22 protein-coding genes are annotated in these 24,680 nt (G+C 57.4%); 19 read left to right on the top strand and 3 right to left on the bottom strand.

Annotation, left to right across the window (positions count from 1 at the left end; translation table 11 throughout):
- Nucleotides 1-11: 11 nt before the first annotated feature.
- A complete protein-coding gene (locus CA948_RS13300; protein ID WP_094195408.1) occupies nucleotides 12-1,025 on the bottom strand; it encodes an ABC transporter substrate-binding protein in 1,014 nt (337 codons plus the stop codon).
- Between the two features lie 150 nt (nucleotides 1,026-1,175).
- Between CA948_RS13300 and CA948_RS13295 the strand changes: the two genes are divergently transcribed.
- The 19 genes from CA948_RS13295 (at nucleotide 1,176) to CA948_RS13200 (ending at nucleotide 21,794) form a co-directional block, all read left to right on the top strand.
- Nucleotides 1,176-2,084 carry a LysR family transcriptional regulator gene (locus CA948_RS13295; RefSeq protein WP_094195409.1) on the top strand — a complete coding sequence of 303 codons (909 nt, stop codon included), beginning with the start codon at nucleotides 1,176-1,178 and terminating at the stop codon, nucleotides 2,082-2,084.
- Between the two features lie 245 nt (nucleotides 2,085-2,329).
- A complete protein-coding gene (locus CA948_RS13290) occupies nucleotides 2,330-3,274 on the top strand; it encodes a substrate-binding periplasmic protein (protein ID WP_108728253.1) in 945 nt (314 codons plus the stop codon).
- 87 nt (nucleotides 3,275-3,361) lie between these two features.
- Nucleotides 3,362-4,093 (top strand): amino acid ABC transporter ATP-binding protein, encoded by a 732-nt coding sequence (locus CA948_RS13285; RefSeq protein ID WP_108728252.1) that lies wholly within the window; start codon nucleotides 3,362-3,364, stop codon nucleotides 4,091-4,093.
- Nucleotides 4,094-4,101: 8 nt separating this feature from the next.
- Nucleotides 4,102-4,773 (top strand): amino acid ABC transporter permease, encoded by a 672-nt coding sequence (locus CA948_RS13280; protein WP_108728251.1) that lies wholly within the window; start codon nucleotides 4,102-4,104, stop codon nucleotides 4,771-4,773.
- Between the two features lie 12 nt (nucleotides 4,774-4,785).
- On the top strand, nucleotides 4,786-5,454 hold the full coding sequence (locus CA948_RS13275; protein ID WP_094195413.1) for an amino acid ABC transporter permease: 669 nt from the start codon (nucleotides 4,786-4,788) through the stop codon (nucleotides 5,452-5,454).
- A 14-nt stretch (nucleotides 5,455-5,468) separates the two neighbouring features.
- Nucleotides 5,469-6,374, top strand: coding sequence for a dihydrodipicolinate synthase family protein (locus CA948_RS13270; protein ID WP_108728250.1), 906 nt, complete (start codon nucleotides 5,469-5,471; stop codon nucleotides 6,372-6,374).
- Nucleotides 6,375-7,217: 843 nt separating this feature from the next.
- Nucleotides 7,218-7,775, top strand: coding sequence for a methylated-DNA--[protein]-cysteine S-methyltransferase (locus tag CA948_RS13260; protein WP_108728249.1), 558 nt, complete (start codon nucleotides 7,218-7,220; stop codon nucleotides 7,773-7,775).
- Between the two features lie 125 nt (nucleotides 7,776-7,900).
- Nucleotides 7,901-9,391, top strand: coding sequence for an aldehyde dehydrogenase family protein (locus tag CA948_RS13255; protein ID WP_108728248.1), 1,491 nt, complete (start codon nucleotides 7,901-7,903; stop codon nucleotides 9,389-9,391).
- Between the two features lie 91 nt (nucleotides 9,392-9,482).
- The gene (locus tag CA948_RS13250) at nucleotides 9,483-10,355 is read left to right on the top strand and encodes a transporter (protein ID WP_108728247.1); all 873 of its coding nucleotides are present in this window, start codon (nucleotides 9,483-9,485) and stop codon (nucleotides 10,353-10,355) included.
- A 31-nt stretch (nucleotides 10,356-10,386) separates the two neighbouring features.
- Nucleotides 10,387-11,559 carry an amine dehydrogenase large subunit gene (locus CA948_RS13245; protein ID WP_108728246.1) on the top strand — a complete coding sequence of 391 codons (1,173 nt, stop codon included), beginning with the start codon at nucleotides 10,387-10,389 and terminating at the stop codon, nucleotides 11,557-11,559.
- Nucleotide 11,560: 1 nt separating this feature from the next.
- Nucleotides 11,561-12,103 carry a MauE/DoxX family redox-associated membrane protein gene (locus tag CA948_RS13240; protein WP_108728245.1) on the top strand — a complete coding sequence of 181 codons (543 nt, stop codon included), beginning with the start codon at nucleotides 11,561-11,563 and terminating at the stop codon, nucleotides 12,101-12,103.
- A gap of 9 nt (nucleotides 12,104-12,112) precedes the next feature.
- Nucleotides 12,113-12,754 (top strand): methylamine dehydrogenase accessory protein MauD, encoded by a 642-nt coding sequence (mauD, locus tag CA948_RS13235; RefSeq protein ID WP_094195420.1) that lies wholly within the window; start codon nucleotides 12,113-12,115, stop codon nucleotides 12,752-12,754.
- Nucleotides 12,738-13,289: a methylamine dehydrogenase light chain gene (locus tag CA948_RS13230; protein ID WP_108728244.1), complete on the top strand. Its 552-nt coding sequence runs from the start codon at nucleotides 12,738-12,740 to the stop codon at nucleotides 13,287-13,289. Before mauD ends, CA948_RS13230 begins: the two co-directional genes overlap by 17 nt.
- Nucleotides 13,290-13,428: 139 nt before the next feature.
- Nucleotides 13,429-13,929, top strand: a complete 501-nt coding sequence (locus CA948_RS13225) for a cytochrome c family protein (RefSeq protein WP_108728243.1) — start codon at nucleotides 13,429-13,431, stop codon at nucleotides 13,927-13,929.
- A 117-nt stretch (nucleotides 13,930-14,046) separates the two neighbouring features.
- Nucleotides 14,047-14,997, top strand: coding sequence for an AraC-like ligand-binding domain-containing protein (locus CA948_RS13220; protein ID WP_108728242.1), 951 nt, complete (start codon nucleotides 14,047-14,049; stop codon nucleotides 14,995-14,997).
- 115 nt (nucleotides 14,998-15,112) lie between these two features.
- A complete protein-coding gene (locus CA948_RS13215) occupies nucleotides 15,113-15,916 on the top strand; it encodes a hypothetical protein (RefSeq protein WP_094195424.1) in 804 nt (267 codons plus the stop codon).
- A gap of 31 nt (nucleotides 15,917-15,947) precedes the next feature.
- Nucleotides 15,948-17,024, top strand: coding sequence for a uroporphyrinogen decarboxylase (gene hemE, locus CA948_RS13210; RefSeq protein WP_094195425.1), 1,077 nt, complete (start codon nucleotides 15,948-15,950; stop codon nucleotides 17,022-17,024).
- Nucleotides 17,025-17,309: 285 nt separating this feature from the next.
- Nucleotides 17,310-19,403 (top strand): primosomal protein N', encoded by a 2,094-nt coding sequence (locus CA948_RS13205; RefSeq protein ID WP_108728241.1) that lies wholly within the window; start codon nucleotides 17,310-17,312, stop codon nucleotides 19,401-19,403.
- A 315-nt stretch (nucleotides 19,404-19,718) separates the two neighbouring features.
- Nucleotides 19,719-21,794, top strand: a complete 2,076-nt coding sequence (locus CA948_RS13200) for a UvrD-helicase domain-containing protein (RefSeq protein WP_108728240.1) — start codon at nucleotides 19,719-19,721, stop codon at nucleotides 21,792-21,794.
- Between the two features lie 325 nt (nucleotides 21,795-22,119).
- On the opposite strand, the gene CA948_RS13195 is transcribed toward CA948_RS13200, so the two are convergent.
- Together CA948_RS13195 and CA948_RS13185 are read right to left on the bottom strand one after the other, a co-directional pair.
- On the bottom strand, nucleotides 22,120-22,356 hold the full coding sequence (locus tag CA948_RS13195) for a hypothetical protein (RefSeq protein WP_230018900.1): 237 nt from the start codon (nucleotides 22,354-22,356) through the stop codon (nucleotides 22,120-22,122).
- Nucleotides 22,357-23,181: 825 nt separating this feature from the next.
- Nucleotides 23,182-24,654 (bottom strand): glutamate synthase subunit beta, encoded by a 1,473-nt coding sequence (locus tag CA948_RS13185; protein ID WP_094195430.1) that lies wholly within the window; start codon nucleotides 24,652-24,654, stop codon nucleotides 23,182-23,184.
- Between the last annotated feature and the right edge of the window lie 26 nt (nucleotides 24,655-24,680).

Raw genomic sequence — 24,680 nt, 5'->3', positions numbered from 1 at the left:
CAAAAATCAGCTCAGGGCTTGGCTGTGCCGTTGGCTTTGACGATGAACTGCGGGTCGTAGGCTTGGTGGTAGTCCCAGGCAGGGTCCAGGCTCTGAGCTTCAACAACGGCCTCGTAGGTGGTTTTCATGCGGCCTTCTTCCAGACTGCCTACCCCGTGCTGGGCACTGAAATCGGTGTAGATATAGCCCAGCACGGCGTTCAGGTTGCCCATGCAATCATCCAGATCAATTTCTGGATTGGCCTTGACGTGGGCCTGGCAGGCGGCGTCCGGATCCTTGCGGGCGGCTTCCCAGGCTTCGATGGTGGCGTTCAGGAAGTTCTGCACCATTTGTGGGCGTTCAGCCAAGGTCTTGTCGGTGGTGAAAACGGACAGGGCGTAGATGTTGAAACCCTGCTCGCTAAAGGGCAGCACCACGATTTCCTTGCCAAAACGCTTGGCCTGCTTGTTCTGGTAGTAGTAGTTGGTGGCCAGGAAGGGAGCGGCGTCCACTTTGCCGTTGATCAGCAAGGGGGCCATAGAGGAGCCGTCTACCGTCACCCATTGGATCTTGTCGGGGTCGGTATTGGCTTTGCGTGCCACCATGGGAAAGTAAAGCTTGTGGCTGTTGCCGGGCGAGACGGCAATTTTCTTGCCCTCCAGGCCGGAGAAGTTGGTGATGCCCGAGTCCTTGAGCACAAACAGGGAGTGGGCCGAGTGCGAGAAGGTGGACGCAATGGCCTTGACGGGAGTCTGGCTGTTCTGGCGCGAGGTCAGAATGGCAGAAATATCGGCCAGGCCAATATCGGCAGCGCCACCGGCTACTTTCAGAACGGTATCGCCCGAACCGGTGCCTCGGGTGATCTTCAGGTCTATGCCGTGTTTGTCGTAAATCCCATTGGCAATGCCCGAATAGTAGGGGGCATAGTCGCCGGTGGGGATGAAGTCCAGCATCAGATGGACGTTGTCAGCGGCGTGGGCGGTGGGCGCAGCGGCGGCCAGTCCCAAGCCCAGCACCGCAAGGGTGCGCGCAAGCAGGGTTTGCATGATTTTGTCTCCGTGTCGTAGTTATGAAGCCGCTCTTTGGGCCCGTTGCGATCAAGGTGCAGCGGGATGGCAGCTTGAAAAAATTGAAACATAGGCAAATCAAAATGTCTTATGCTTATTTGTGCTCGAAACATAAGGCTACGTTAAGGGATGCTGCTCAATCTTCGTCAAATCGAGGTCTTTCGCGCCATCATGCTGACCGGTTCTATCAGCAAGGCGGCACAGTTGCTCAACGTATCGCAACCGGCCATCAGTCGCCTGCTTTCCTATACGGAATCACGCATTGGTCTGGTGCTGTTCGAGCGCATCAAGGGACGTCTGTACCCCACGCCGGAGGCGCGTCGGCTCTATCAGGAAGTGGAGCAAGTCCATAACAGTGTGCAGCGGGTTAACGAGGTGGCGACCGACCTGATCGAAAAGCGCCACGGCAGCTTGCACATTGCTGTCAGCCCCAGTCTAGGGCAAACCTTGATCCCCATGGCGGTGACGCGTTTTCGCAAAGCATTCCCGGATGTGAAGGTGTATGTGCGCACCCTGATCTCCAGTGATCTGGTGCAGGCTTTGGTCACCCAACAGGCCGAAGTGGGCGTGGCCATTGTGCCGCTGACCCATCCCAGCCTGCATGCCCAATCCATCTACGAAAACCATCTGGTGGCGGTGTTGCCCGCCAGTCATCCCTTGGCTGACAAGCAGGAGCTGGACGCCAGCGATCTGGAAGGGCTGGACTTGATTGGTTATGGCAATGACACGCCTTATGGGCAGATGGTGCAGCAGCTATTTGGTAACCGTCCGGGTGTGCCGCAACTGTCTGTAGAAGTGCGTTTGACGCATATTGCCTGTGCCATGGTGCAGGCCGGAGCCGGGATTGCGATTGTGGACGAACTGGCCGTGGCAGGCCGAGTCTGGCCGGATGTGGTGGTACGCCCCATCAATCCGCGCACCACCATGCCCTTGCACATGCTGCATTCCAATGTCGTGCCGGTTTCGCAATTGGCGCACGACTTCATGGACGTGGTGATTTCCACGGCCTCCCGAGGGATGCGGGCAGGCTGGGCCTGAGTGACTCAACAATACCGCCCCCCGCGCTGTCCCGTCGTTTGACTGCCTCTTCAAAGGGGGGACTTACCCTTAGGGCGGGCCGGCGGGAAAACACGCTGTGTTCGTGGAGTCCGCCGTGTACAGGGGACACGGAAATTCGCTTAACGCTGTGTTATGAAGAGTTAATAAAAAAGCATATGACATCAAGGTTTTGCCACCCCTAGAATTAAAGCACTACAAACAGAAAATGATGGCAAGGAGACCTTATGCAAGGCGTAAACACTATCGCCGCGATGGTTGCGGCTGTTTCTCGCAAACACAATATGTTCCGATTGGGACGTGCCCGTTTGGGACGCAAGGCTGGCTTGATGCTGGCTGCCGTGGCCGCTGGCCTGGCCTTGAGCCTGCCAGCACATGCAGACAATCCCAATCAGGGCAAGAAGTTCAAAGTCGCGGCTGACGTGGGCCTGGTGCCGTTCTTCATGCGTGGCACCGACGGCAAGATGGATGGTTTTTCCAACGACCTGACCCAGGAAGTGGCCCAGCGCATGGGTTATGACGGTGTCGAGGTCATCGATACGCCGTTTTCCGCTATTTTTGCAGGCTTGTTTTCCAGCCGCTATGACATGGTGGCCGCCCCCACCAACACCACGCGGGAACGTGCCGAGCAAATGCTGTTTGCCGAACCGTATATGGCAGGCGGCCTGAGCTTTCTGGCTAAAAAAGGTGCCACCGTCAATGCGCTGGAAGAGCTGAAAGGCAAGACCATTGCCGTCAATAACGGCAGTTTCTCGGACCGCTGGTTGCAAGAGAACCAGGAAAAGTACGGCTACAAGATTCAGCGCTTTAACAAGAACACGGATGCGGTGCAGGCTGTGGCCATTGGTCGTGCTTTTGCCAATATGTCCGAAACTCCTTTGGCCCGCTACATCGCTACAAAAACCCCCGCTCTGGCCCCGGTCTACGACATGACCACCGAGGCCAACTATGCCTTTGCCTTTCGCAAAGACGACACCGCCTTGCGTAACCGTGTAGATGAAGTGCTGGAATGCATGAAGCAGGATGGCTCGCTATCGAAGCTGCATGTGAAATGGTTTGGTACGGAACCCAATGCCGGTACCGCCATGACAGTCGTTTTTCCCGGTTATGGCGCGCCTGACTACCCTGGTTACGAGCCCACCGAGCACACCCCCGACTGCTCCCGTCCTTAATAGCGCCATCGCGCTGTTTCTCTAGCTATACGGCCCCGCAGGGGCCGGTTCCCGCCTGCCCGTCGGGCAGGCGGTCAAGGAGCGACCATGAGTGAAATTGTCCGCATCCAGGGCTTGCGCAAGTCGTTTGGGCAAGCCGAAATTCTTAAAGGCATAGACCTGAGCGTCAGCACCGGCGAAGTCGTGGTGATGATTGGCGGTTCGGGCTCGGGCAAAAGTACCTGCTTGCGCTGCATCAACCGTCTGGAGACCCCTACCAGTGGCACGATTGTGGTGGCAGACAGTGATGTGACTTGTCCGCGCACCGACCTGAATCAGGTGCGTCAGAACATAGGCATGGTGTTTCAAGGCATACACCTGTACCCGCACATGACGGCGCTGGGCAATGTGATGCTCGCGCTGCGCAAGGTGAAAAAAGTACCCAAGGCGCAGGCCGAAGAGCAGGCCCGCCACCATCTGGAACAAGTGGGCCTGGCCGAACGTATCGAGCACTATCCCAGCCAGTTGTCCGGTGGCCAGCAGCAGCGTGTGGGCATTGCCCGCGCCCTGGCGCTGGAACCCAAAGTCATGCTGTTTGACGAGCCTACCTCGGGCCTGGACCCCGAGCTGGTCGGTGAAGTGTTGAACGTCATGAAACGTACCCGCGATGCGGGCATGACCATGGTGATTGTCACGCACGAGATGCAGTTTGCCCGCGAAGTGGGGGACCGTATTGTGTTCATGGACCAGGGCGTGATCCTGGACCAGGGCAGCCCCGATGAAATTCTGTGTAAACCGCGTCACAAGCGGATTCAGGATTTTCTGAGCCGCATGAACTGAGGTCGGCCATGGATCAGATTGTTTATTACTTCTTTAACTGGACGCTGATCAGCCCCCATTTGCCCGAGATCATGCAGGGCTTTTGGGTCACGCTGCAAATGGCTGTGATGACCGTGATTCTGGGCACCGTTCTGGGCCTGGGTCTGGCCGTGCTGCGCTGCTATGGCTGGCGTCCCGTCAATATTCTGATGACGCTGTATGTGGATGTATTTCGTGCGATTCCGCAGTTGGTCATTATTGTGCTGGTGTTCTTTGCCTTGCCCTCAGTAGGCATTGTGATTGAACCGATCCCGGCCACCGTGCTGGCCTTGAGCCTGGTGCTGTCTGCCTTTGCCGAAGAAATCTTCTGGTCCGGCATTGCGGCGGTGCCGACAGGGCAATGGGAGGCGGGCCGCTCTACCGGCATGGGTTTCAGCCAGACGCTGTTTGCCATCATCTTGCCGCAGGCTGTGCGCCTGGCGATTCCGCCGCTGACCAATCGTGCCATCGGGATTACCAAAGGCACCACGCTGGGTTCAGTCATCGCCGTGCCCGAGCTGCTGAATGTGTCCAGCAACATCCAGTCCAACATCGCCAACCCCACCGCCTTTACGGCCGGGGCCATTTTGTTCTGCCTGATTTTCTTCCCCTTCGTTCATCTGACGAGGGTGCTGGAACGGCGCTATGCGATCAAGTCGTAGGAGTGATGCGCTATGGAACTGATCGATACGTTTCTGAATCCGACCATTCTTGCCGCCAGTTGGCCGTTGCTGATGCAGGGCCTGTGGCTGACGGTCAAGCTCGCCGTCATTATTGTGCCGCTGGCCGCGTTGCTGGGCCTGATCATTGCCTGCCTGCACTATCAGCGGCATCGCTGGCTGAACCGATTGATCTTGCTGTATGTGGATTTCTTTCGTGCTTTCCCGCCTTTGGTGTTGCTGATCTTCATTTACTACGGCCTGCCGTTCCTGGGCCTGCCCTTGAATGAATTTTCCGCCACGGTGCTGGCGCTGGTGCTTAACAGCAGTGGCTATTTTGCGGAGATTTTCCGCGCTGGGCTGGAGTCGGTCTCGCCCGGCCAGAACGAGGCGGCACGCTCGACTGGCCTGAATGCCCGTCAGGCCATGGCCTATGTGGTCGTGCCCCAGGGTGTGCGCAATGTGATTCCGGATCTGGCCAGCAACACGTTGGAAGCCATCAAGCAGACCTCGATTGCCTCGGCCGTGGCCTTGCCCGAGCTGTTGCGTTCTGCCCAGATCATGCAGGGCGAGACCTACAGCCAGACACCGCTGATAGCTGCTGCGCTGATTTACTTCCTTCTTCTGTGGCCCTTGGTACGCATGATTTCGCGTATGCAAAAGCCGTTTGTTATTCCACGTTGAGCCTAAGCGTAACTATGAAAAATAAAGGTGTCTTTTCCATTTGCCCCACCCCCTTCAAACCGGGTGGCGAGCTGGATTTGCAAAGCCTGGTCAGTCTGGTGAATTTCCAGCTTGAAGCCGGTATTCACGGACTGGCGATTTTGGGGGTAATGGGTGAACTGCACAAGCTCAGCACCTTCGAGCGCCGGCGTGTCATTGAAACCGTGGTGGCTGCGGTGCGTGGTGCGGTGCCGGTATGGGTGGGCGTACGCGCCTTGGGGACCGCCGCCGCTGTCGAGCAGGCTCGCAGTGCTGAGGATCTGGGCGCGGATGCGATCTTTGTGGCCCCCTTGGCCGGGGCCGACGAGGACATGCAGGTGGCCTATTACCGCCAGATCGTGCAGGTGATCCGTATTCCGGTGGTGATTCATGACTTCCCGGAACTGTTTGCCGCCCGTATCAGCCCCGCCTTGGCCGTGCGCCTGAAAGGCGAGGCGGGGGTGTCCATGTTGAACTCTGAGGATCCGCCGGTTGGCCAGAAAATTACCGCCGTGCGGGGCTTATCGGGCGATGCCTTGCCGATCTTGAGTGGCCTGGGTGGTATGCACTTTCTGGAAGAGCTGCAACGGGGGGCTGATGGCGTGGTCACGGGCTTTTCCTTCCCGGAAATTCTGTTGAAAGTGTATGAGCTGCATCGCCAGGGCGATCAAGAAGAAGCCGCCCGTGTCTTTGACCGTTATTGCTCGCTGATTCGCTACGAATTCCAGCCCTTGGTGGCGCTGGCGTTGCGCAAATATTCCTATATGCGCCGTGGCATCATCGCCTGCGACGCTACCCGCGATCCGGCCACGGCGCTGGATCACATCAGCCGTGACGAGTTCGAGGCCGTGGTACGCCGCGTGGGCCTGGATTTGTCCGTCAAGGGCGTGCAAACCGTTTAAACCTTGCTGTTCTTGAGTAATTGCTGCATTTGTTGGATTTGCCGGGTAAGTAGCGTCTGGGGGGCCCGGCGTTGTTTACCCGGTTTTTTTTGCTTCTTCTTCTTCTTCTTCTTCTTCTTCTTCTTCTTCTTCTTCTTTGGCCCTTGTAGAGCGGAGCTGTGTCCGGAGCAGGAGATTTGCGAGAAAAGGGGACAAGGAGTGCGAAGAGGCTGCATGTTTAGATAGTGCCTCGTGAAAACGCCGGTCTGGGCCGGGGGGCCGTCCTCCGGGCTTGGCTTCTTGCCGGTGCTGCGCACCGGTGCCCTGGTCAGGTTTGCTATTCGGGCGCGCCCTGAACTCGCGAAAGTGCCTTGTCCGCAGGACAAAGCACAAGCATTTCGCTCAAACAGCAGGGCGCTTGTACCCCGAATAGCAAGCCCGCCTGCGGCAAGAAGCCTGAATCGCCCAGAGGACGGCCCCCCGGCCCAGACCGGCTCACAATGATTATCAATATGAGCCCTTCCTCCTTCTGGGGTCTGGCGGTGCGGCTCTTTGGGCTGCTGTCGCGGCGTGAGGGACTTGAGGGGGGCGAGGTTTGCGTGTGGGTCGTCGCTTTCAACCGTTAGCGGTGGGTGTGGGGAGAGACAAAAGCAGGAGCGAATTACTAGCTATTGAGTGTCTGATGCTTTGTGGGAGCATAAACCTTGCTCGGAATATCCCGCTCAACAAGCTGTCGTGCGTAATCTGGAGTTTGTCGTTTGTCTTTGACGCTAGAGCCAAAGCTGTCTGGGTGTTGCCAGGGTTTTTGAAGTGGCTAGAGTCGCGCAGTATGATCAAGCATTCTGCCCTTGGATCGGGATTGCCATGTTTGCTTATGTCGGGCTGCGTACTGCCTGCTTTGATACGCCTTTAGGGGTGATGCGTTTGCTGGTCGATGCTCAAGGTGCTTTGCTGCGCCTGGACTTCGAGGAAGAGACTGTGCATGGCCTGACGCCCGAGCAACTGGCCGGCTTGATCCCTGAACCGGCGTTGGCCGAACCTGTGCAGGAACAGTTGGACGCGTATTTTGCCGGCAAGCGGCAGCAGTTTGATCTGCCCTTCAGCCTGCAAGGCACCGAGTTTCAGCAACAGGTCTGGCAGGCCTTGCTGACGATTCCCTACGGCCAAACCTGGACTTACGGGCAAATGGCCGAACATCTGGACCGCCCCAAAGCGGTGCGTGCCGTAGGCCAGGCTTGCGGCCTGAACCCCATCAGTATCATCGTGCCTTGCCATCGTGTGCAGGGTGCCAATGGCATGTTGACCGGCTTTAGCTCCGGCCTGCACCGCAAAGCCAGCTTGCTGGACTTTGAGCGCCGCGTGTATTTGACCGGTGAGGCAGACTTTCAACTGAGCATGCCCGCCCAGTTGGATTTGTTCTAGCGCAGGCCAGGGTCCACTCCGTACCCAAATCAACAAGCCCCCGTGCACAGAATCACAAGTCCGGGCTTGTCCTCGTCCCTATACTGGATTCGTTAAGAATCAACTATTCCGTGTGGAGACAGACTATGGGGCAAGACGTACAACCCGAGCGCAACGCGATTCGCGAACACATGATTATTGACGGCAAGCCCGTCAGTGATTCTCAAGGACCCACCATTCCCGTCTACGATCCCGCAACGGGACAGGTGATTGCGCACCAGCCCGAGGCCGGTACTCAAGGCGTAGATCTTGCCGTTCGTGCCGCCCGCCAGGCTTTGGAACAGGGCGAATGGGGCAAGATGCTGCCCGCCCAACGCGAGCGCCTGCTGTTGCGTTTGGCCGATCTGGTCGAAGCCAACGCCGACGAGCTGGCTCGTCTGGAAACCCTGAACAACGGCAAACTGCTGTTCTTCTCCTACGGTCTGGAAGTGGCCGCCAGCGCGCAATGGCTGCGTTACATGGCTGGCTGGGCAACCAAGATCAGCGGTGAACTGCTGTCGCCCTCTATCGCTTTTCCTCCCGGCATCAATTACCACGCTTACACCCGTCAAGAGCCTGTGGGTGTGGTGGGCGCCATCGTGCCCTGGAACTTCCCGCTGCTGATGGCCGTGTGGAAAATCGCCCCTGCCATGGCAGCGGGTTGCACCGTGGTTCTGAAGCCTGCTGAAGAGACTCCGCTGACCGCCATTCGTCTGGCCGAACTGGCTCTGGAAGCCGGTTTCCCCGCCGGTGTGATCAACGTGATCACGGGCCGTGGCGAAAGCACGGGTGCGGCGTTGACGGCTCACCCCGACGTGAACAAGATTTCCTTTACTGGCTCCACGGAAGTGGGCAAGTTGATTGGCCATCAAGCCATCAACGATATGAAGCGCATGTCTCTGGAGCTGGGCGGCAAGTCCCCCGTGGTCATCATGGACGATTGCGATGTGGACATGGCCATTCAAGGTGCAGCCAACGCCATCTTCTTTAACCAGGGTCAGGTGTGTACCGCCGGTTCGCGTCTGTTTGTCCAAAAAGGCATTTACGAGCGCGTGGTGCAGGGCGTAGCCGATCTGGCTTCTTCCATGACTCTGGGCTCGGGCTTTGAGCAGTCCACCCAGATTGCTCCGTTGATTTCCGCCCGTCATCAGCAGCGTGTGCAGAACTACATTGAGGCGGGTCGCCAGCAAGGCGGGCGCATGTTGGCAGGCGAGGGCGTACGCCCCGAGCAGGGCTACTTCGTACGTCCCACCGTGTTTGCCGACGTGGCACCCGATGCCCGCATCATGCGTGAAGAAATCTTTGGCCCTGTGGTGGTGGCGACCCCGTTTGACACCGAGGCGCAGGCATTGGCATTGGCCAACGATACAGACTTTGGCCTGGGTGCCAGCGTCTGGAGTCAGGACCTGGCCCGGGTGCAACGTCTGACCGCTGGTATCAAGGCGGGCACGGTGTGGGTCAACACCCACAACATGCTGGACCCCAGCATGCCCTTTGGTGGCTACAAGCAGTCTGGCCTGGGTCGGGAACACGGGCGTGCGGCGGTAGAGGCTTACCTGGAGACCAAATCGGTCTGCATGGCCTATCCGGCAGCCTAGTAAGAACCTGATCAAGGACTTGATCAGGTTCAGTACAAGGGCGCGAACACAATAACGATACCGTTCGCGCCTCTTTGAGGAGACAACAATAATGTATGCAATTTTGCAGCGAACCGCGCTGGCCTTGGCTTTGAGCGGCGTCAGTGCCGGACTGGCCCATGCGGGCGACCCCAGTGCCCGGGATTGGATACCTGCTCCGGTGGGCACCAATATCGTGGCCGTCTACATGATGGGCCTGAAGTCGCATGGTTTTTATGATCAGGGTTCACGCATTGGCGATAGCCCCAAGCTGAATGTGCAAGGCATGGTTTACCGCCAGATGCACTTTCGTGAGCTGGCCGGAAAAACGGTGCAGTACGAACTGATCGTGCCCGGCTTTCGCACCACGCTGGATGTTCCAGGGCAAGACCGTGATCGCATGACAGGGATGGGTGATGTGACTGCCGGTGCTGCCGTGTGGTTGCACAACGATCCGGAAAACCGTTTCTGGTTTGCCTGGGAGCCTTTCATCACTGCACCGACGGGTCGCTACCACGGCTCGCACGCGGATGTGTCTGCTGGCAAGAACCGCTGGAGCACGATTCAGGACTTCGCGATTGTGAAAGGCTTTGGCGAGTCCTCTTTTGTGGAAGGTGTGGCGGAGTTCGAGTTCTTTGGCAATAACAAGAACTACTACGGTCAGACCCTGAAAAAAGACACGGCAATTCGTCTGATGGCCCTGGTGTCCACCAACCTGACTGAAAAGACGTATGTAGGTATGCGCTATCGCTACGAAACGGGCGGGCGCGAGCGGGTCAATGGTCAAACCACGGTGACGCGGGCGCGTAACCATCAATTGGCCGCCGAAATTACCCATCAACTGACCGATGCTCACCAGGTGCAATTGCAGTACATCCATGATTTGAAAGTCGAAAATGGCCCGCGCATGCGCGGCCTGCAATTCCGTTATGCCTATGCGTTCTGACCGCGTGGACGCCCATGAGGAGAGACATCCAATGAAGTCTAAATTTACATTAACGACCGCCGCCGCCATGTTGGGGCTGATGGTGCTGGCCGGTGGAGCACAAGCCCAGGATAAACCGCGCGAGGTCCTGACTGGCGGGCACAGCGTGTCTGCCCCCCAGGAAAACCGCATCTATGTCATGGACTCGGTGTTCAACCACCTGACCGAAAGCCGTGTACACGTTTATGACTACACCAACGGCAAGTTCCTGGGCATGGTGCCCACGGCCTTTAACGGCCACGTGCAGTTGTCTAACGACGGCAAGAAAATCTACACCATGACCACCTACCACGAGCGCATTACGCGTGGAAAGCGCTCGGACGTGGTGGAAGTGTGGGATGCCGACAAGCTGACCTTTGAAAAAGAAATTTCCTTGCCACCCAAGCGTGTTCAAGGTCTGAACTACGATGGCTTGTTCCGTCAGACCACGGACGGCAAGTTCATCGTGCTGCAAAACGCCTCGCCAGCGACCTCGATCGGGATTGTGGACGTGGCCAAGGGCGATTATGTGGAAGACGTCACCGCCGCAGCCGGTTGCTGGAGCGTGATCCCTCAGCCCAACCGTCCACGCAGCTTCATGACCATTTGTGGTGATGGTGGCCTGTTGACGATCAATCTGGGCGAAGACGGCAAGGTGGCCAGCCAGTCGCGCAGCAAGCAGATGTTCTCTGTGAAGGACGACCCGATTTTTATCGCGCCCGCTCTGGATAAGGACAAGGCGTACTTCGTGTCCTACTACGGCAATGTCTACAGTGCGGATTTCAGCGGTGACGAGGTCAAGGTGGATGGTCCCTGGTCCATGTTAAATGACGAGGACAAGGCCAAGAACTGGGTGCCCGGTGGCTACAACCTGGTGGGTCTGCATCGTGCCAGTGGCCGCATGTACGTGTTCATGCACCCGGATGGTAAAGAGGGCACGCACAAGTTCCCTGCGGCCGAAATCTGGGTCATGGATACCAAGACGAAGAAACGCCTAGCCCGTATCCCCGGACGTGATGCCTTGTCCATGACCATTGATCAGCAACGCAATCTGCTGCTGACGCTGGACGGTGGCAATGTGAACGTCTACGACATCAGCCAGCCTGAACCCAAGTTGCTGCGCACGATCGAAGGTGCGGCAGAAGCGTCCTTGCAAGTTCAGTTTCACCCAGTTGGGGGTGTCTGATATGGACCCGGTCCTGACTTATGCCAGCCTGGCTTGCTTGGCCGTGCTGATGGGGCTGGGGGCGCTGGATAAATTGCGTCACTTCAGCCTGTTCGAGGCAGCCGTTGGCGGTTATCGATTGCTGCCGGAAATGGTGTTACGACCATTCAGTGTGCTGTTTGTCGCTGCCGAGGCCTTGAGTGCGCCTTTGCTGCTGTGGCCAGCCAGCCGTTCGCTAGGGGCGATTCTGGCCCTGTTCGTCCTGTTGGTCGCCACCAGTGGCATTGTGATGAACCTGCTGCGTGGCCGCCGCGATGTCGATTGCGGTTGCTCGGGGTTGGGTGAGTCCTCCGGTGGTTTGTCCTGGTGGCTGGTGGCTCGCAATGCTTTGCTGGCTGCGTTGGCCGTGGCCAGCGGTGACTGGGCTATCAGCAGTGCCCGCGAACTGGTCTGGGTGGATGGTTTGACCTTTTTTGGTGCCACCTTGGCCTTGCTGGGCCTGTACTACGCGGCTAACCAACTGATCGAATCCCATCTGAAATTCCAGAAAATGCAGAATTCTTAGGAGACCTCAATGACCGCTTTACTGATTTCCAACGTCATTTTATGGGTAATCGTACTGGCCCTGGTGGTGCTGGTACTTGCCCTGTCGCGCCAGATTGGCGTGTTGTACGAACGGGTTGCCCCCATGGGTGCCCTGACCATGGACAAAGGCCCGCAAGTGGGTGATGCCGCACCCGTCATGGAACTACAAGACCTGCGTGGTCGTGCCCTTACCGTAGGGGTGGCTGGCCCGCGTAGCCAGTTGATTTTCTTCATGTCGCCTACCTGCCCGGTGTGCAAGAAGCTTTTGCCTATTTTGAAGTCTATTCAGGGCGCGGAAGGTCAGTGGGTCGATATTGTGCTGGCCAGTGATGGCGAGATGCCCGAGCATCTGGCTTTCTACCAGAAAGCACAACTGGACAGCTTCCCCTACGTCCTGTCCACGCAATTGGGCATGGGCTTTCAGATCAGCAAACTGCCTTATGCCGTGTTGATCGACGAGAACGGCATCGTGCGCGGCAAGGGTCTGGTCAATTCGCGTGAACAGCTCGAAAGCCTGTTTACCGCTAAAGACCTGGGTGTTGCGTCGGCGCAGGAATACTTGGCCGGTGACTCGGGCATGAAGCAAGTGCAGGTATCACGAAAGGAGAACGTCAATGCGTTGGCTGGATAAATTTGGGGAGAGCCTCTCCCGTTCTGTGGCCCACAAGACTTCGCGTCGCAGCGTGCTGCGCTCGGTGGGTAAATTAATGGTCGGTTCGGCCTTTGTGCTGCCCGTATTGCCCGTGGCTCGCGCTGCCGGTGGTGGTGGCAGCAGTAGCAGTGGTGCCGATCACATCAGTCTGAATCCCGATCTGGCCAGTGAAGACGAGGTGAACTCCTGCGACTACTGGCGTCACTGCGCGGTGGACGGCTTCTTGTGCTCTTGCTGCGGCGGCACTACCACGACGTGCCCTCCGGGCTCGACGCCGTCGCCCATCTCGTGGATTGGCACTTGCCATAACCCGCATGATGGCAAGGACTACTTGATCAGCTATCACGACTGCTGCGGCAAGACCGCTTGCGGCCGCTGCCAGTGCAATACGCAGACTCGTGAGCGTCCTGGTTACGAGTTCTTCCTGCACAATGATGTGAACTGGTGCATGGCGAACGAGAACAGTACCTTCCACTGCACGACGTCGGTATTGGTGGGTTTGGCTAAAAACTAAAAACGGCTCGCAAGGCTGTCAGGGTTGCGGGAAGAACGGCCCGTTGGATGTCAGTTCTCTTCCTTCTTGGCAGACCTCAGGGTTGGAATAAGGTGCCGGGCGGCCAGGATGGCGTCCGGTCACTTAAGGAGGCATCACTGTGTGGACATCTTTGCGCCTGGCCTGTTTGGGCGTCGTACTGCTGGCGTTGACGCCTTGGGCCCATGCCCAGGAAGAGATGACCGGAACGGGCGACTACTTGCAAAGCTCCCAGGCTTTTAAAGACTATATGCTGCAATGTGCTGGCTGCCATCGCTACGATGGTCAGGGCCTGACGCAGCGTGGAATCCCCGACTTCAACCAGTCCATTGGTTTGTTTACCCGCTTGCCGGCGGGACGGGACTATATGATTCGGGTTCCCGGTGCTGCGCAGTCGCAACTGGATAATGCGGATCTGGCTCGTGTGCTGAACTGGATTGTGGCCAAATTCAGCCCCGAAGAAATGACACCCGATTACCGGCCCTTTACCTCGGCTGAGGTAGGGGCGGCACGTCATCACCGTTTTGATGATGTGCTCAAGGCGCGTACAGCGTTAACCGTCAAGATGAACAGCATGGGTTTGGAGCCCGCTCCTTATCTGTATGGCTCCATGGAGCGCTGAGATAGCGGGTTAACGACCGTAGACGCTTGAATTTTTTAGGGCTATAAGAAAAGGGGCATATCCTGCTCCTTACCCCGATCAATAGCGTTGGCCGCAAGGGCCCCTCAGGCAATGTCTATGTTATTGCGCACTCCCTCTGCTTCTTTCAAGAGCCTGGCTGCTTGGCAGGAAGTGGTGTGTGCGTACTTCGTGCCCTTGGAAGTCCAGCCGGACTCGCGCCGTGGCTTCTCTAACCGGGCAGCAACCGACCGCATGGGTTCGGTCGATGTGATGGAGCTGTGTACCAGCGCGCAGCGTGTGCGCCGCACCCAGGCCCTGGCCAACCGTTCCGAGCAGGCGCTGTACAAGGTCACCTTGCAAATCAGTGGCAGTAGCCAGATTGAGCAGAACAATCGCAGCAGCATTTTGCAGGCTGGGCAGTGGGGCATTTATGACACCACCCGCCCTTACGAAGTAGCCGTGCAGGATCAATCCCATTTTCTGGTCTTGCAGTTCGAGGAAGAGCGCCTGCTGCCTTGGCTGCCTTGGTTAAGCGATGCCGTAGCCCGGTCGTTCTCGGCCACCACCGGTCCGGCCCGGATTGCCATGGACATGCTGCGTCTGGGCTTGCAGGAACGCGGGCACTTGTCGCCCTCGGCCTTGAGCGAACTGTCCCAAACCGTCATTCGCATGATGGCGTTGAGTCTGGCCGATGGCCGTCCGGTGACGACCGAGTCGGCCCTGGACGAAGTGCGGCGTGGGCAACTGCTGCAAATTCAGCAATACGTACAGGATCATCTGGGTGATACCGGTTTGAATGCACAGTCCCTGGCATTGCAGTTTCGTATTTCACGCCGCTATCTCTATAAGCTGTTCGAGCTGTGCGGACAAGCCCCCGCCGACTACATCATGGCCGCCCGCCTGGAGCGCGCCTGTCAATTGCTGGTCGATGGCAAACCTGGCCGGCAGATCAGTGAATTGGCCTGGCAAATGGGGTTTTCCGATGCGGCCGTGTTCAGCCACGCCTTTCGCCGACGCTATGGCGTATCACCCAGTGAATGGCGTCGCAGCCGCCTTTTGGGCGATTAAGTACAGCTACGTAGACGCAAATCCGACTTATCGCAAACCGCTCGGATTCCTATCCTAGAAGCTCATGATTCTGGGGCGGCCGGTGTGGCCCGCCTAGCTTCTCAAGGATAGTCTTATGCGTCTCCACCTCGATTGCGCTTTGCTGCATGCCCAGCCAACATGGGCCCAGAACGTGCTGGCCATCATCCCGCCGTGCGAGCGTTTGCAACTGCACGCCTTGCAGGCTCCGCCGCCTGCCCATGCCGATCAGGACTATTTGTTTTTGCGCCGTTCGGCTGCCTTGCTGCTGCGGTTTGACGCCTGTCTGATTCCCGTTGAGGCCTCTACCCTGATTCAGGTGCGTCGTGCACTGTCGGCGGCCCAGGGCCATTTGCCGGTGCCGGTCTTTGGTCTGGTACGTGCCGCCATCAAAGCCGCCGCCCTGACAGACCTTCTGGAACTGGGGCTGGCCGACTATGTCCGTGAGCCTTTGTGCCTGGACGATTTGCGTGCCCGCATCAATCGGCATCGTTTGCAGACGGCCTCCCACGCTTTGAATGAACCGGGGCTGTCCGGTCGGATACACTATAGGGTGCAGGAAAACCAGGATCTGGTCCTGCATCCCGGCCCAACGGAGCAGCGCCTGTCGCAAACGATCTTGCAACAGGAGGGGACAACGCTGGAAGCCTATGCCGCTGCGGTAGCCTCGCGCTACGCCAGCAGCCAGGAATCTTTCAAAGTTGCCAAGGGACGGATTGTGGCCCGCTTCGAGCAGGCTTATATCCATGCCGCCCTTGATCGCCATAGCGGCAATATCGCCATGGCGGCCCGCTCCGCACAAAAGCACCGGCGTGCTTTCTGGGCACTGATGCGCAAACACCATATCGATGCAGCGCGCTTTCGATCCGCGTCAAACCCAGACGACGAACACGATGGTTAAAATTAACAGGCATTTTTCAATAGGGATTGCCGTGTCTTTACCTCAATTAAAAAACGATGTTTTCCTGCGTTCGCTGTTGCGCGAACCGGTGCCTTACACCCCCATCTGGCTGATGCGTCAGGCCGGGCGTTATTTGCCTGAATACAATGCCACTCGAGCCCAGGCTGGCTCTTTCATGCAACTGGCTCAGAATCCCGAATTTGCGTGTGAAGTCACCTTACAGCCCCTGCGTCGTTTCGATCTGGATGCGGCTATTCTGTTCTCGGACATCCTGACCGTACCGCATGCCATGGGCCTGGGTCTGGATTTCGTGGCGGGTGAAGGCCCGCGTTTTGCCCGTCCTGTACGCAACGAGGCCGATGTCATGGCGCTGCAAGCGCCGGACATGTCCAAGCTGCAATACGTGTTCGACGCTGTCTCGCTGATCCGCAAGGAACTGGACGGCAAAGTGCCGCTGATCGGCTTTGCCGGCAGCCCCTGGACCATCGCCTGCTATATGGTCGAAGGTCAAGGTTCGGATGACTACCGCTTGGTGAAAAGCATGATGTATCAGCGTCCAGACCTGATGCACCGTATGCTGGAAATCAATGCCCAAACCACCTGCGAATACCTGAACAACCAGATTCGTGCCGGTGCACAGGCGGTCATGTTGTTCGATAGCTGGGGTGGTGTACTGTCCGATTCCCTGTTCCAGGAATTCTCCCTGGCCTACACCCGTAAAGTGGTTGATGGCCTGATTCGCGAGCATGACGGCAAGCGTGTCCCTGTCATTGTCTTTACCAAGGGTGGCGGCATGTGGCTGGAAGATATCGCGGGCTGTGGTGCTGATGCCATGGGTGTGGACTGGACGGTAAACCTGTCCCGTGCACGCACGCGTATCGGTGACAAGCTGGCCCTGCAAGGCAATCTGGACCCCATGACCATGTTTGGTGGCGAAGAGGCCATCCGTCGTGAAGCCCGCCGCGTTATCGACGACTTTGGCCCCGTGGGTCAGGGCGGTCACGTGTTCAACTTCGGTCACGGTATTTCGCGTTTCACTGATCCGGAAGCCGTAGGCATTCTGGTCGATGAAGTGCATTCCTACAGCCGTCGTCACCACAGCGTTTGATTGTCTTTGCGCACGGGCTATGGCAGCTTGTGCGCAAAGTTATGCACACAGATGGGTAGAAGTTTGTGGTCTTTATATTTAAGGCTTAATTTCAATAGCCGGTTTTAATTATTTGATTTCTCTGAGTTTTATTCTTGTTTCAGAGGCATTGAAAATTAAATTGTATCTGTGCTTGCTTCTTTGTGTTTTTTGTTCATGTCATTTTCCCCAAAGTTATCCACAGGCCGCTAAGCTCTTGACTTATCAGGCTTTCAGCCAGGCCAGCCCTTTTGCGAATCGCCATCCATGACCGCCACTCCTGACGCTATTTCTGCATCGGCAAGCACCGGACCTTTCTGGCTGCATGTGGCTTTGGACGTCCCCCTGGATGGGGTGTTTGATTATCAGCACCACGAACCTGTTCTGGTCGGGCAGCGGGTCATTGTGCATTTTGGGCGGCGGCAGATGATAGGGGTGGTGGTGGCCTTGCCGGAACAACCTTCCTACCCGCCCGAGCAGGTCAAGTCGATTGATCAACTGCTGGATGACTTGCCGCCATTTCCCACCGATTGGCTACGTATGGCGCGTTTTGCGTCTGGCTACTATCACCGTCCGCTGGGCGAAGTCATGATGCCCTCCTTGCCGGGGCCGCTGCGCAAACCCTCTGCCTATCTGGGCAAGCGTTCCGCGGGTGGCCCGGTGCTGCGTATGGCCAAGCGCAAGGAAAAGCAGGTAGACCCGGTAGATAGCGATGTTCTGCCCGTTCTGAACGCTGAGCAACAGGCGGCGGTGGACGGCATTGTGGCCGCCAAGCCGGGCAGTTGTATGCTGCTGCACGGGGTCACGGGCAGTGGGAAAACTGAAGTTTATATGCGGGTGCTGGAACAGGTGCTGGCAGAGGGGCGCCAGGTCTTGCTCATGGTGCCGGAAATCAATCTGACGCCTCAGTTCGAGCAGGTTCTGCGTGCGCGTCTGGCCCGTGTCTTGCCGGGCGATGTCCTGGCTGTCTTGCATAGCGGCCTGTCCGAAGGCGAACGGCTGCGCTCCTGGTTGCGCGTCAATAGTGGTCAGGCCCGCATTCTGTTGGGAACGCGACTGTCCATTTTCACGCCCATGCCAGAGCTGGGCCTGATTATTGTGGACGAGGAGCACGACGCTTCTTACAAGCAGCAGGACGGTTTGCGCTACTCCGCCCGAGACCTGGCAGTCTGGCGCGGTCATGATCTGAAAGTGCCGGTGGTGCTGGGCTCCGCCACACCTTCGCTGGAAAGCTGGAATCATGCCCGGCAAGGGCGCTATAGCCTGCTGAGCCTGCCCAAACGTGCCCGCGAGGTCTCTTTGCCGCGAGTGCGCCTGGTCGACACCCGTCATTTGCGGCTGGATTCGGGTTTTTCTCCTCAACTGCTGGATGCGCTGGAAGCGTGTCTGGATCGGGGCGAGCAGTCGCTGGTTTTTATTAACCGACGTGGCTACGCGCCTGTGCTGCATTGTGCCTCTTGCGGCTGGCTGTCCCAATGTCCGCGCTGCACGGTTTACACCGTGCTGCATAGGCAAAATGGCTTCAAGCATAATTTGCAGTGTCATCACTGCGGTTATCAAGCGCCTGTGCCGCGTGCTTGCCCGGATTGTGGCGATCAGGACCTGCAGCCCATGGGCCGGGGTACGCAGCGGATTGAAGAGTTTTTGGGTGAGCGGTTTCCGAATGCTCGCCTGGTGCGTATTGATGCGGACAGCACCCGCTTGAAGGGCAGTGCGCAGCAATTGTTCGAGCAGGTTCATGCAGGTGAAGTGGATATCATGGTGGGCACCCAGATGGTGGCCAAAGGCCATGACTTTACGCGCTTGAGCGTTGTCGGCGTGTTGAATGCAGATGCCACCTTGTTTGCCCATGATTTCCGTGCGCCCGAGCGCTTGTTTGCGCAACTGATGCAGGTGGCAGGCCGAGCAGGCCGTCATACTGAAGGGGCGGATGTCATCATCCAGACGGGCTACCCGGAGCAGGCTGTTTATCAAAGTCTGATCAAACACGATTACATTGGCTTTGCCCAAAGCGCCTTGAACGAGCGCGAGTCGGTGGGTTTGCCGCCTTTTGCTTATCAAGTGCTGCTGTCGGCCGAAGCGCCGCAATTGGCCGATGCCATTCGCTTGCTGACGCAGGCACGACGCTTGCCCGAAGACTATCCGAACGAATTTCCAGGCGCGGATCAGGTTTTCCTGTACGATCCTGTGCCTTTACGCGTGTTGCGCGTTGCCAAAGTCGAGCGCGCTCAACTGTTGTTGGAAAGCGCTCATCGCCCGGCCCTGCAGGCCTTTGTACGATACTGGGGGCCGCAGGTCGCGCAGTTGGCCAAGCAGCATAAAGTGCGTATTACGATCGAGGTCGACCCCCTCGAGATCTAAAATTCCACAGGCTCATGTGCGTGCAGAGGCGGTAGGAGTAGCTTGGGTACCGCAGGGTGTATCCTTGTGCGCTATGCAGCTATGCAGCTATGCAGCTATGCAGCGATGAGCCAAGAGGCAGGAAGCGATGAGGCTGTGGCGCGATGTTGTTGCCCTGCCGCTGTCATGCTCTTGTACCTCGTTTCCGCTGTATCTCTGTGTTGGCCTTTCGCTTGTCATCAAACCATACTCGGCTTGGCCGGGATGTCACGTTTAGTTCTGCTGGTTGTTTGGCGTTGAACCTCGTTTTCTTGCCTAGTATTCACTGATTTCACCATGTCCACCTCCGTCACTACACCAGGCCATACCGTCCCCACTGACCTGAACGCCATGCAGCGTCAGGCTGTGTTGTATATGGACGGCCCCTGTCTGGTATTGGCCGGAGCGGGCAGTGGCAAGACACGCGTGATCACGCAGAAAATCGCCTATTTGCTGCGCGAATGCGGATACACGGGGCGGCAAGTGGTCGCGCTGACCTTCACCAATAAAGCTGCGCGTGAAATGAACGAGCGGATTCGCGCCTTAGTGGACCCCAAGCTGCTGCGAGGGCTGACCGTCAGCACCTTCCACTCTCTGGGCTTGCGCATGTTGCGCGAGGAAGCTCAGCACGTGGGTTTGAAGCCGCGCTTTTCCATTTTGGACTCCAACGATGCGTTGGCAATCATTCAGGAGTTGCTGGCCACCACGGATAAGGGGCGCCTGAGATCCGTGCAGCAAGAGATTTCCTTGTGGAAAAATGCCCTGATGGGGCCGGATGAGGCCGAGCGTGCTGCGAACTCGCCCAGCCAGATTGAAGCCGCGCGTATTTACCGTGATTATGCGGCGACCCTGGTTGCCTATCAGTCGGTGGACTTTGACGACTTGATTCGTTTGCCGGCGCAATTGATGCAGGACAATCAGGACGTGCGCGAGCGCTGGCAGCGCCGGGTGCAGTATCTGTTGGTGGACGAGTATCAGGACACCAATCTTTGTCAGTATCAGTTGGTGCGTTCTTTGACCGGTCAGCGCAATATGTTCACGGTGGTGGGGGATGATGATCAGGCGATCTATGCTTGGCGAGGTGCCACCGTGGAGAATCTGGCGCAGTTGCCTAAAGATTATCCCGACCTGAAAGTCGTCAAGCTGGAGCAGAACTATCGCTCGGTGCAGCGCATCTTGCAGGCCGCCAATAACGTTATTGGCAATAACCCCGTCGTGTTCGGTAAAAAGCTCTGGTCTGATCTGGGTTTTGGTGAGCCCATTCAGGTTCATGTGACGGACGATGAGCAAAACGAGGCAGACTCGGTTGCCATGCGCATATCGGCAGAACGCTTTGAGCGTCAGGCCGAGTGGCGTGACTTTGCTGTTTTGTACCGGGGCAACCATCAGGCCCGTATTTTTGAGCAGGCCCTGCGTAATCTTCGCATTCCCTACACCATCTCGGGTGGGCAGAGTTTTTTTGACAAGGCCGAGATTCGCGACATCCTGTCTTACTTGCGTGTCGTTGCGAACGATGATGATGATCCGGCATTTATTCGTGCTGCCACCACGCCAAGGCGTGGTATTGGGCAGGCTACCTTGCAGGTGTTGGGGCAGTTTGCAGCAGAACAGAAGCTGTCCCTGTTCTCGGCTGTGCCCCAAATTGCACTGACGGATCGCCTGCCCGAGCGTCAGTTGGAGCCTTTACGTGTTTTTGCGCAGTTTATAGGGCGTATCCAGCAACGGGCGGATCGGGTAGAAAGCGATCAGGAAGGGCATGAAACGGCTGTCAGCGAATTGCTGGATGAGCTGTTGCGGGCGATTGATTACGAGCGCTATCTCTACGATATGTTCGATGAACGCCCCGCGCAGACCCGTTGGGAAAACGTGCTGGAGCTGATTACCTGGCTGAAATCCAAAGCGGCGGACGATGAGCTTAGTTTGAATGATCTGGTGCAGCGAGTCGCCCTGATCACCATGCTGGAGCGTGGCGAGGACGAAGACCCGGATGCAGTCAAATTGTCCACACTTCATGCCTCTAAGGGTCTGGAGTATCCGCATGTGTTCTTGGTGGGGGTGGAAGAGGGGCTGCTGCCTCACATAGGGCGTGATGACGAAGATATCGATCCGGATAAAGAGGCCGATATTCTGGCTCAGCGCATTCAGGAAGAACGACGTTTGATGTACGTGGGTATTACCCGTGCTCAACGTAGCTTGCGCTTGAGCTGGTGCAAGAAGCGCCGGCGCGCACGCGAAAACCTGGTGCGAGAGCGGTCGCGCTTTATTGATGAGATGAAGATCGAAGACCCTGGTGCTCAAGAGGATCCGGCGCAGGCGGCCTTAAGTCCCAAGCAGCGGCTGGATATGCTGAAGAACTTGTTGAACAAGTCTTGAGCGGTTTTCATTGCTCGCAGATGATTGGGGGCTCTGTTCATGTTCTTAAGCCGCGCAAGCCTGCAGGCCAGCTTTTGCTGGCCTTTTCTATGTCTGCATGCTTAAGAGATGATGAACATCTATTTCACAGACCCGTCTTGATCTTGGGGAGAGGGGGGATAGGTTTTGAGGTGCTTATGCCTGGTAGGTTCAGGCTGTAGTTTGAGTAGCAACGTGCATAGTCGACAACACTGGCAAACGCAGAAAAAACAAAAGCCTGCTGATTTAGCAGGCTTTTCAACATCAAGCGGTGTTTTGCTTGAGCGTTACGACGGTGATGCGTGGCTTACCAGTAGCTGGCCGACATGCGCGAATCGCGGATGCGGGCTTCGTTCAAGGCCTGGGTCAGTGCGACCATGTAGTTGAACACCACGTTTGCGGCTTTGGAAACTTGTTTGGCCGCTGCTTTGGTCAGTCTAGTTAAAGACACGGATTCACCATTTTCCAGGGCATGCTGCATTACCCCACGCTCAACAGCATCACTCCAGTGGATGTAGTGCGAGTAAGTGGTCATGGTAGACATTTGCTGTCCCTTTAAGGTGAAGGTCTAAGTTACGAATCCTCATTATAGGGTTTTCCCTAGTTTAAAAACAAGGGAAAACCCTAGGGCATGGGGTGGTTTGTAGCTTTTAAGGGAAAACCCTATAATTTTGGGAAATGTTTTTTGGAATCAGTTGGTTAGGTGAGTGGGTTTTAGGGTGAGGGGCTTTCTTGCGGCAGCCCTTGCCGGCGGGGGCGGGGCCGGAGCGGAAGCTTGCCGGCGCTGCGCACCGATACCCTTGTCTGAGCCCGTCGTAGGGCGTACCTTGAACTCGTTCGGTGATTGGTCCGCCGGACCAATCACAAGCGCCGAACTCAAACAGCAAGGTGCTTGCATCCCTACGACCGCCCCAGACGGCGGCAAGCTCCCTGAATGCTCCAACCCCGCCCCCCGCCAGCAAGGGCTTCAGAATGGTGGAAGCCAGTAGCCAGTAGCCAGTAGCCAGTAGCCAGTAGCCAGTAGCCAACAGCCAATCGTTCTGGTTGTTTGTTGGCTGTGTCTCAGTATTGGAAAAAAGGCTGGTGCTTGTGGAGGGACCGCCCGTAGGCTAGTTGCAGACAGCAGACAGCAGACAGCAGACAGCAGACAGCAGACAGCAGACAGCAGACAGCAGACAGCAGACAGCAGACAGCAGACAGCAGACAGCAGACAGCAGACAGCAGACAGCAGACAGCAGACAGCAGTGATCAATAGCGAATAAGAGCTTGTAAAGGCACCCAGGGTCATGAGTGGCTTTGTTCACCCAAAGACAAACAGCCAGCCGTTTATCGCGGCTGGCTGTTTGCTTACCGGTACTGCCAAGAGGACTTAACGGGGCAGTGTCGAACTCCCCATCAAGAACTCGTCTACGGAACGGGCACACTGGCGGCCTTCGCGGATGGCCCAGACGATCAGGGACTGGCCGCGTCGCATGTCTCCGGCCGCAAAGACTTTGGCCCGGCTGGTTTGGTAGTCGTCTGTGTTGGCGGCGACGTTGCCGCGTTGATCGGCGTCTACGGCAAAGGCTTCCAGAACTTGGCGAACGGGGGCGGTGAAGCCCATGGCCAGTAGAACCAGATCGGCAGGGAAGGTCATTTCGGAGCCAGCAATGGGTGTCATGCTCATGCGGCCTGTTGCTGGATCGGTTTTCCATTCCACGCGCACGGCGCGCAGTTCTTTGACCTGTCCGTTCTTGCCTTCCAGCTCTACCGTGTTGATCGCCCAGTCGCGTTCGCAGCCTTCTTCGTGCGAGGACGAGGTGCGCAGTTTCATGGGCCAGTAGGGCCAGGTCAGCTCCGTGTTTTCCTGCTCAGGCGGGCGGGGCATCAGTTCAAACTGGGTCACTGATTTTGCGCCTTGGCGTGTGCTGGTGCCCACGCAGTCCGAGCCGGTATCGCCACCGCCAATCACCACGACATGTTTGCCTTGGGCGCTGATGGCGGGGGTGCCTCGTGAACCGGCAACTTGCTGATTCTGGATGCGCAGAAAGTCCATGGCAGGGTGTACGCCTTGCAACTGGCTGCCGGGGGTATCGAGCAGGCGGGGGGTTTCAGAGCCGCCTGCCAGGACGATGGCGTCGAATTGTAGTTCCAGTTCGTCAGGTGATAACACGCTTAGCCCGGGTTCCTGCGCGGCCTGGTCTTGTGCCTGGCCAATATAGGTAGAGGGGCAAAACTGCACGCCCTCGGCCTGCATTTGTGCGATACGGCGATCCAACAGATGTTTTTCCAGCTTGAAGTCGGGGATGCCGTAGCGCATCAAGCCACCAATGCGGTCGCTTTTCTCGTACACGGTGACGTCGTGTCCGACGCGTGCCAATTGCTGGGCACAGGCCAAGCCGGCAGGGCCGGAGCCGATCACGGCCACGCGTTTGCCGGTTTTGTGGGTGGGCACTTGAGGTACTACCCAGCCTTCTGCCCAGCCCTTATCGATAATTGCGTGCTCGATGGACTTGATGCCCACGGGTACGCGGTCGATGTTCAACGTACAGGCTGCCTCGCATGGTGCGGGGCAGATGCGGCCGGTAATTTCCGGAAAGTTGTTGGTGGAGTGCAGCACGTCCAGGGCTTCTTTCCACTGTTGGCGGTAAACCAGATCATTCCAGTCGGGGATGATGTTGTTGACCGGGCAACCGTTATGGCAGAAAGGGATGCCGCAGTCCATGCAGCGGGCGGCCTGTTGGCCGGCCTGCTCGTCATTTAATACCTGGACAAACTCTTTCCAGTGCTTGACCCGCTTTAAAGGAGCTTCTACGGCCTCTTGCAGACGTTGAAACTCAAGAAATCCAGTCGTCTTTCCCATGATGTGTCGTTTCCTGATGGTGATGG

This window comes from Alcaligenes aquatilis, assembly GCF_003076515.1.
Taxonomy (GTDB): domain Bacteria; phylum Pseudomonadota; class Gammaproteobacteria; order Burkholderiales; family Burkholderiaceae_B; genus Alcaligenes; species Alcaligenes aquatilis.
The sequence above is the reverse complement of the archived record's forward strand: the minus strand, read 5'-3'. Positions and strand labels throughout refer to the sequence as shown.